The following is a 7,892-nucleotide window of genomic DNA, read 5'->3' on the forward strand; positions in this document are numbered from 1 at the left end:
CATCAAACCTAGGAGCCATACGTATTCACCCTGTAAGCATCCGACCCTGGCCCGTACAGTCCCGTTCAGGCTTGCTAAAATAGGCGGATGAAAAGACCTCCCTACGGCTCGCGCCCCCGTTTGTCCCGTGAAATGGCCCAACTCAACTGGTTGGCCACCGGGCTTGCCCAGGCAGGCAGCCGGGTCGAGCGAACCCACTGGCACAGCCGCCTACAGACACTGGTCGAACAACTGCTGGCCAATGGCGACGATGAATCGCTCAATACCGTACTGAACCGCCTGTCGGAAAGCGAAGCCCTGGCGCACGATGCGCTGATGGACACCATTGAATCGGCGGTGGAGTCGACGGTCATGCCAATCAATGGTCAACCGCATGATGTCCTGCTCATTGCCTGCCCGCTACTGGCCTGGTCCCGCTACACCATTCCGGCGCCCATACTCAACACCAAAGATCAGCAAGCATTGATCGAAGCACTCAAAGCCACCGTACTGACCCGGCACGCCCATGTGGCCCTGCTCGGCATGCTGGCCGGCCCGGATCAGATTCCACGAGAATTTACCCAGCTGGCCCAGCTCACACGTCATCTGGCGGATTCCCTGGTCTCGGGCAAACCGGCTGCGCTGCATGCCCAGGCCAGTGAAGAGACTAACCGTTTTCTCTCCGACACCCGCTATCTGATTGCCGTCATCTCGGTACCGCGTGGCGAAGCGATTTTTCGCTGGCAAGAGCCGCGTGCGGCCAATAGCACCATCCAGTTCAACGAACGCAGCGAAATTGCTGCAGCCTGGTCGGCCCTGGCCATGAAAACGCTGGAGCCGCTGCTAGCCGGCTGCCGGTTACAGATTCTGCTGCCCGACGCCTTCCATGCCGCCTGTATGGCCGCCGACCGGGAATCCCGTCCGCATTCGGTTGAAGCCTGTGTCCGCTTTCTGGCAGAAGCCATCAATCTTTCCCCGGAAAAACAACGGGCCGTCATCGGGCCATTCCACGCGCAGCGCCTCGAAGAATTCCGCATCGGCATTGGCCCACGTAATGAAGACACGCTTTATCATGGCGTGGTCTGGCCGCTGCTCGGCGTCGAAGACGAACAGGTCGATATGGCCGCCGAAATCGAACAGGTGTTACGCCAACTGGGTGTGACAGATATCGTGAGTCACGAGCATCGCTTCCCGATGGAGTATTGCGATGACTGCGGTTCCCCAATGTATGCCAACGCCGACGGCGAGCTGGCGCACCTGGAAATGCCGGAAACCGTGGCCGCCCAGCCGAGCACCCTACACTGACATGACGCGTAATGACGATTGGCTGCAGCGAAGCCTGACAGCCGTCTGGCACCCCTGCACACAGATGAAGCACCATCCGGCGCTGCCGCTGGTGCCGGTGGCCCGTGCCCAGGGTGTCTGGCTGGAAGACTTTGAAGGCAAGCGTTATCTCGATGCAATTAGCTCCTGGTGGGTCAATCTGTTTGGCCATGGCCACCCGCAGATCAACGCGGCCATCACGGATCAGCTCAGTCAGCTCGAACATGTGATGCTAGCCGGCTTTACCCACCGTCCGGCCGTCGAACTGGCCGAACGCCTGTCTGCCAGAACAGATGGCGCTCTCGGCCATGCCTTCTTTGCCTCTGATGGTGCCAGTGCCACGGAAATTGCCCTCAAGATGTCGATGCACACCTGGCAGAATCAGGGGCTTAAAGACAAACGGGAATTCATCTGTCTGCAAGGCAGCTACCACGGCGAAACAATCGGCGCGCTGTCGGTGACCGACATCGCGCTCTTCCGTGAGGCCTATGCACCGCTGATCCGCAGCGAGCATGTGCATCTGGCCCCCGCGCCTGATGCACGTCTGGCCCAGTCCGGCGAGACGGCTGAGAATGTGGCAAACCGCGCTGCAGATGCGCTGGAACAGCTCTTTATCGCCCGCAACGGCCACATCGCCGCCATCATTCTGGAACCACTCATCCAGTGCGCCACCGGTATGGCCATGTATCACCCGCAATACCTCAAACGGGTACGCGCGCTGTGCGACACCTACCAGGCGCATCTGATCTGCGACGAAATTGCCGTTGGCTTCGGTCGCACGGGCAGCTTCTTCGCGCACGAGCAAGCCGGTATCCGTCCGGATCTGCTCTGCCTGTCCAAAGGCATTACCGGCGGCTATCTACCACTCTCGGTGGTGCTCAGCACCGATGCCATTTATCAGGCTTTCTGGGATGACGAAACCCGTCGCGGTTTTCTGCACTCGCATTCCTACACGGGCAACCCGCTGGCTTGCCGCGCAGCCCTGGCGACGCTGGATCTCTTCGACAGCCAGAACGTTCTGGAAAACAACCGCCAGCTCAGCGCCCTCATCACGGCCCAACTACAGCCGCTGGCCACCCACCCGATGGTTCGTCACTTCCGCAACACCGGCATGATCTGGGCCATGGATGTGCAGACCGATCAACCGGACTTCAGCCGCCGCTACTTCAGCGAAGCCATGGCACGGGGTGTACTGCTGCGCCCGATCGGCAACACGATCTACCTGATGCCACCGTACGTCATCACGGAACAAGACGCGGCATGGCTGGCGCAACAGATGCTGGCCGCCCTCAACGCCACACTGGGTGCACCATGAGACCCGAGGACATTGCCGCAGCACTTGCCAAACTTGAATTAGAGTCGCTCAAACGCGAACGTAAAACACCCGATAACGCATGCGGCCCACTCATGCAGTTGCAGGGCCGGTCGCTGGTGGCCTTTGCCAGTAACGATTACCTGGGCCTGGCCAATGAGGATGCCCTCAAACACGCCGCCAAAGCGGCCATAGACCAATGGGGCGTCGGTGCTGGCGCCTCACAACTGGTCAGTGGCCGACTCGGGATTTTTGCTGCGCTGGAAGCCGCGTGCGCTGCCTTTGCCCAACGCGATGCCGCCGTGTTCTTTCCTGCCGGCTTTCTGGCGAACCTGGGTGTACTCACCGCACTGGCGGATCGGCATGACGTGATCTTTGCCGACCGCGTCAACCATGCCTCGCTGATCGATGGGGCCCTGCTGTCACGGGCACAGCATGTACGATACCGGCATGCCAATACCCACGACCTGGCACAGAAGCTGGCGAATACGCCTGTCGCCGAAGGTGCCGCTCGGCTCATCGTCACCGACAGCGTCTTCAGTATGGATGGCGACGAAGCCCCCCTGCAGGCGCTGCTTGATCTGGCCGTACAATACGACGCTTGGCTGGTCGTGGATGATGCCCACGGACTCGGTGTACTCGGACCCAACGGCCGAGGCAGCATTGCCGATGCCGGCTTACCCCCCCATCCGAACCTGATCATGATCGGCACCTTGGGCAAAGCGGCCGGCGTTTCCGGTGCTTTCGTCGCCGGCAGCCGGGACCTGGTCGAGTGGCTTATTCAGCGCGCCCGCAGTTATATCTACACCACGGGCCCCAGCCCGATGATCGCCGGGGCCCTTCTGGCCTCACTGGAGCGCATCCTCCACGGCGACGATCTGCGCACCCGTCTTCAGGAACACATCCGCCGTTTCCGTGACGGCATCGCCGCGCTGCAATTACCCTACGCGCTGCTACCCTCCCGCACGGGCATCCAGGCGCTGGTGATTGGCGATAACGCTGAAACGCTGCGCATCTCGGAACACCTTCTGAAACAGGGCTACTGGGTGCCCGCCATCCGACCACCGACAGTACCGGTCGGTGCCGCCCGCCTCAGAGTTTCGCTGTCCGCAGCACACACGCCGGATCAGATTGACGGTCTGATCACAGCGATTGGTGCCACCCAGGCATGACCCGCGTAGCGTCGTCCACTCACCCGCCGTCCGCAAGCCTGCCACCGGTACTGCTGCATGGCTGGGGTTTTACGCCCCAGGTCTGGCGACCGCTGATGACCGCACTCGGCGATGCACCGCCAGTGCTCGCACCAGCCCTGCCGTTTACAGGCCAACTGGCAGTGGATCTGGATCAGTTAGCCGCCAGTCTGCCTGAACGCGTGCATCTGGCCGGCTGGTCGCTGGGTGGCGAAATCGCGCTCGCCTACGCCCGACAATTTCCGGCACGGGTTGCCTCGCTGACGCTGATTGCCAGCACCCCGTGCTTCATCCAGAAAACTGATTGGCCGGCTGCGCAACCGGCATCCCTGCTTGACGATTTCTCACAACGGCTGGCCGATAACCCTGCCGCGCTACTCAAGCGTTTTTCCATGCTCATCCGTCATGGCGACAGTGAGGCTGCTAAAAATCGTGCCCTGGCCGACACACTACACGCAGCAGCCGAGACCGATACCACAAGACTGCAGCATGGCCTTTCCCTGCTTGGCAGCCTGGATCTGCGCGACCTCACGATGGAAGCCTTTGCCGTTCCGCTACAACTGATCCATGGTGAAGCCGATGCGGTGATTCCGCTGGATGCGGCCATCGCCCTGCAATCATCGATGGCGGCCATACTGCATGTCCTACCAGATGCCAGCCACGCATTGCCCCAGACGCACGCTACCGTGCTGGCGCAACACTTGCAGACCTTCTGGCAGGCCTCGCAATGAACCGAACTCACAACGCTGTACGCCAGAGCTTCAATCGCGCAGCCGCCTCCTATGCCGCTACCGCGACACTGCAACAGACGGTTGCTGACGGCGTGATCGCACAAGTACACCAACATCTGCCCAGCGATTTTGCCAGCCATCTACTGGATGCCGGCTGCGGTACCGGTTACTGTACCCGGCAGTTGCAATCCCATTATCCGAATGCACTCGTCGTCGGACTGGATTTTGCCGAGCACATGCTGCGGCAACTCCCACCGCCCATGCAACCACAAAGCCTGCAAGCCGATATTCAGCAGCTGCCATTGGCGGATGCTTCGATCGATTATTACGTCTCCAGTCTGGCCTGGCAGTGGTGCAAGCTGCTCCCGGCGGCACAGGAAGTCTGCCGTGTGCTTCGCCCCGACGGGCAACTCACAGTCGCGACGCTGACCTCAGGCACGTTTCACGAGTTGGCAACCTGTCTGCAGCAGGTTGGTCTGCCGGCACAGGCACACATCCTGCCATTCGTGATGCCACAGGATCTGGAAGCTGTATTCCATCAGGCAGGTCTGACTATTCGCGCAGTCCAACAAGAAACCATCACCACCTGGCATACGGATTTCCGTTCCCTACGCCATTCCATTCGCGGTGTGGGTGCCAATCATCTGCCAGGTGGCAACATGGCACCGCTCACCCGCGCTATGCGTGCTGCATTGCTCGACGCTTTTGAAGCCCTGCGTACCCCGAAGGGTTTGCCCCTCAGTTATAACATCCTGATCATCGACGCACACAAAAAGGCTTGCGCTTCATGACTCCGGCGTATTTCATCACCGGCACCGATACGGAAATCGGCAAAACCCATGCTACCTGCGCCCTGCTCGCGGCCGCCGATACCCAGGGCTTGCGCGCCGCTGCGCTCAAACCGGTGGCAGCCGGTATTGATGCCGATGGCCGTAACGACGATGTGGTGCGCCTCATGCAGGCCGCCAATGTGGCGTTGCCCGAACGCACGGTAAATCCCTGGTTATTGAGAGAACCACTCTCACCCCATATTGCTGCACGGCATGCCGGTGTGGAAATCACGGCCGCGGCGATCATCGAGACCTTTCACCTGGCAGGTGAACGTACTGACCTGCTGCTGGTTGAAGGCGTTGGCGGCCTCTATGCGCCGCTTTCAGAGACGCTGACCCAACCGGACCTGATCCGTCAGCTGGATATCCCGGTCATTCTCGTCATCGGCCTGCGCCTGGGCTGCCTCAATCATGCCCTGCTCACCGCCGCTGCCATCGCACAGGAAGGCCTGCAGTTTGCCGGATGGATCGGCAACCGGGTCGACCCCAGCTTTCAAGCGGCTGCAGAAAACATCCAGACACTGACCCAGCGGCTCAACGCCCCCTGCCTGGGCATTCTGCCCTACGATCCGAAGGCCAATGCCAGCGCGCTTGCCTCCCACCTCTCCCTGCCGCAATAATGCCGACATGAAAATACTTTTCGACCTATTACCCATCGTCCTGTTCTTTGCCGCTTTCAAGCTGGCTGATATCTATGTGGCCACCGCCGTCGCGATTGTCGCCACAGCAGCCATGATCGGCTGGACCTGGCTTAAAACCCGCAAGGTGGATCCTATGCAGTGGGTCAGCCTCGGTCTGATTGTCGTTTTTGGCGGTGCCACCATCTGGCTGCGTGATGAAACCTTCATCAAGTGGAAACCGACCATTCTGTACTGGCTGTTCGCGGTGGTCTTTCTGGTTTCCAACCAGTTCATGAACAAGAATCTGGTCAAAGCCATGATGGGTCAGCAAATTGAGCTGCCGAATGCGCTCTGGCAACGTTTGAATATCGCCTGGATCCTCTTTTTCAGTGCCATGGGCACACTCAACCTGGTGGTGGCCTATCAGTTTGATACGGACACCTGGGTCAGCTTCAAACTCTTCGGCGGCATGGGGCTCATGCTGCTCTTCGTACTGGCACAAGGCGTCTATATGTCCAGACATCTCCCCAAGGAAGGAAACTAAGCATGCTTTATCTGATCGTTGGCGAAGATACGCCGAACTCGCTGGAAAAGCGCCTAGCTGTGCGCCCGGAACACGTCGCACGTCTGCAGACACTACAGGCTGAAGGCCGTCTGGTACTGGCCGGCCCGTTCCCGGCTGTCGATTCGCCGGACCCCGGCCCCGCGGGTTTCACCGGCAGTGCCATCGTTGCTGAATTTGCCAGCCTGGCCGATGCCAAAGCCTGGGCCGATGCCGATCCTTACGTGGCAGCCGGCGTCTACGGCAATGTGGTGGTTCGGCCATTCAAGAAAGTGCTACCCGCCTGACGCTGATCGACACCACCGATCAGAAATGCACAAAAAGACTAGCCAAGAAGATGGCCAGCCTTTATGCTGATAATTGATCGAACTGGCGTTGCCCGTGGGGGCAATGCGTTCTGACACACTGGAATAGAACATGACTTTCAAAGCTTTGCGCACGACCACCCTGGTTTCCACCCTTGCCGCTGCCGCCATCCTGTCGGTTAGTCCGGCCATCGCTGCACCGGCGGCTGTTGCCACCGTCAACGGTACCGCCATTCCGCAATCGCTGGCCAACCTGCTGGTCGCCGAGCGTGTCGGCCAGGGCGCGAAAGACACCCCGGAACTGCGTAACGCCGTCCGCGAAGAACTGATTCAGCGCGAACTGATTCTGCAGGATGCCAAAAAAGCCGGCATGGGCAACAAGGCCGATGTCCAGGCTGCCATGAAGCTGGCCGAACAGAATGTGATGATTCGCGCCTACATGGCCGACTTTGCCCAGAAGCACCCGGTATCGGATGAGCAACTGAAGCAGGCATACAATCAGATCAATGCGGGTCTGGGGAAGGAAGAATTTAAGACTCGCCATATTCTGGTCTCGAGTGAAGCTCAGGCGAAAGACGTGATCAGCAAGCTCAACTCGGGCGACAGCTTCGACAGCCTCGCCAAGAAGAACTCGATCGACCCCGGTTCGAAAGACAACGGCGGAGATCTGGGCTGGGCCTCACCCACCAATTTCGTCAAACCCTTTGGCGATGCCATGGTGAAGGTTGGCAAAGGTAAGTACACCACTGAACCGGTCAAAACTGATTTTGGCTGGCACGTCATTCTGGTTGAAGATCGTCGCCCACTGACCCCACCACCATTTGACCAGGTGAAGGGCCAACTGGCTCAAGCAATTCAGGAACAAGAGTTCCAGCAACAAATCGCCAAGCAACGCCAGAGCGCCAAGATTCAGTAGTCCACCCTGAACAACCCCTGAAAGCCTTATGCAGAGCGGTGTTGCCTGTTAAAACCGGTGTCAGAAACTGCAAGAAATGAGATAATTTCGTATCGAAATCTTGCAAATTCTGCCGGGGATTTAT

9 protein-coding genes are annotated in these 7,892 nt (G+C 59.5%); all 9 read left to right on the forward strand.

What is annotated here, in order from left to right; genetic code table 11:
- Positions 1–87: 87 nt before the first annotated feature.
- The gene (locus tag AC3GOJ_RS07580; protein ID WP_488236858.1) at positions 88–1,284 is read left to right on the forward strand and encodes a DUF2863 family protein; all 1,197 of its coding nucleotides are present in this window, start codon (positions 88–90) and stop codon (positions 1,282–1,284) included.
- Between the two features lies 1 nt (position 1,285).
- Entirely contained in the window at positions 1,286–2,617 is a 1,332-nt protein-coding gene (gene bioA, locus AC3GOJ_RS07585) for an adenosylmethionine--8-amino-7-oxononanoate transaminase (RefSeq protein WP_488236859.1), read from the forward strand.
- Positions 2,614–3,786, forward strand: coding sequence for an 8-amino-7-oxononanoate synthase (gene bioF, locus AC3GOJ_RS07590; protein WP_488236860.1), 1,173 nt, complete (start codon positions 2,614–2,616; stop codon positions 3,784–3,786). Before bioA ends, bioF begins: the two co-directional genes overlap by 4 nt.
- Positions 3,783–4,535 carry an alpha/beta fold hydrolase gene (locus tag AC3GOJ_RS07595; protein WP_488236861.1) on the forward strand — a complete coding sequence of 251 codons (753 nt, stop codon included), beginning with the start codon at positions 3,783–3,785 and terminating at the stop codon, positions 4,533–4,535. Before bioF ends, AC3GOJ_RS07595 begins: the two co-directional genes overlap by 4 nt.
- Positions 4,532–5,326, forward strand: a complete 795-nt coding sequence (locus AC3GOJ_RS07600; protein WP_488236862.1) for a methyltransferase domain-containing protein — start codon at positions 4,532–4,534, stop codon at positions 5,324–5,326. The genes AC3GOJ_RS07595 and AC3GOJ_RS07600 overlap by 4 nt, the downstream gene beginning before the upstream one ends.
- Positions 5,323–5,985, forward strand: a complete 663-nt coding sequence (gene bioD, locus AC3GOJ_RS07605; protein WP_488236863.1) for a dethiobiotin synthase — start codon at positions 5,323–5,325, stop codon at positions 5,983–5,985. Before AC3GOJ_RS07600 ends, bioD begins: the two co-directional genes overlap by 4 nt.
- A gap of 7 nt (positions 5,986–5,992) precedes the next feature.
- Entirely contained in the window at positions 5,993–6,529 is a 537-nt protein-coding gene (locus AC3GOJ_RS07610) for a septation protein A (protein ID WP_488236864.1), read from the forward strand.
- A 2-nt stretch (positions 6,530–6,531) separates the two neighbouring features.
- Positions 6,532–6,834, forward strand: a complete 303-nt coding sequence (locus AC3GOJ_RS07615; protein ID WP_488236865.1) for a YciI family protein — start codon at positions 6,532–6,534, stop codon at positions 6,832–6,834.
- Positions 6,835–6,964: 130 nt separating this feature from the next.
- Complete coding sequence (locus tag AC3GOJ_RS07620) at positions 6,965–7,768, forward strand: peptidylprolyl isomerase (RefSeq protein WP_488236866.1); 804 nt, start codon at positions 6,965–6,967, stop codon at positions 7,766–7,768.
- The last annotated feature ends 124 nt before the right edge of the window (positions 7,769–7,892 follow it).

This window comes from Fluviibacter sp. (assembly GCF_057744235.1).

Coding starts and splice junctions, on each gene's coding strand:
- AC3GOJ_RS07580 (WP_488236858.1), top strand. CDS start 88: ATGAAAAGACCTCCCTACGGCTCGCGCCCCCGTTTGTCCCGTGAAATG.
- AC3GOJ_RS07620 (WP_488236866.1), top strand. CDS start 6,965: ATGACTTTCAAAGCTTTGCGCACGACCACCCTGGTTTCCACCCTTGCC.
- bioD (WP_488236863.1), top strand. CDS start 5,323: ATGACTCCGGCGTATTTCATCACCGGCACCGATACGGAAATCGGCAAA.
- AC3GOJ_RS07600 (WP_488236862.1), top strand. CDS start 4,532: ATGAACCGAACTCACAACGCTGTACGCCAGAGCTTCAATCGCGCAGCC.
- AC3GOJ_RS07610 (WP_488236864.1), top strand. CDS start 5,993: ATGAAAATACTTTTCGACCTATTACCCATCGTCCTGTTCTTTGCCGCT.
- AC3GOJ_RS07595 (WP_488236861.1), top strand. CDS start 3,783: ATGACCCGCGTAGCGTCGTCCACTCACCCGCCGTCCGCAAGCCTGCCA.
- bioA (WP_488236859.1), top strand. CDS start 1,286: ATGACGCGTAATGACGATTGGCTGCAGCGAAGCCTGACAGCCGTCTGG.
- bioF (WP_488236860.1), top strand. CDS start 2,614: ATGAGACCCGAGGACATTGCCGCAGCACTTGCCAAACTTGAATTAGAG.
- AC3GOJ_RS07615 (WP_488236865.1), top strand. CDS start 6,532: ATGCTTTATCTGATCGTTGGCGAAGATACGCCGAACTCGCTGGAAAAG.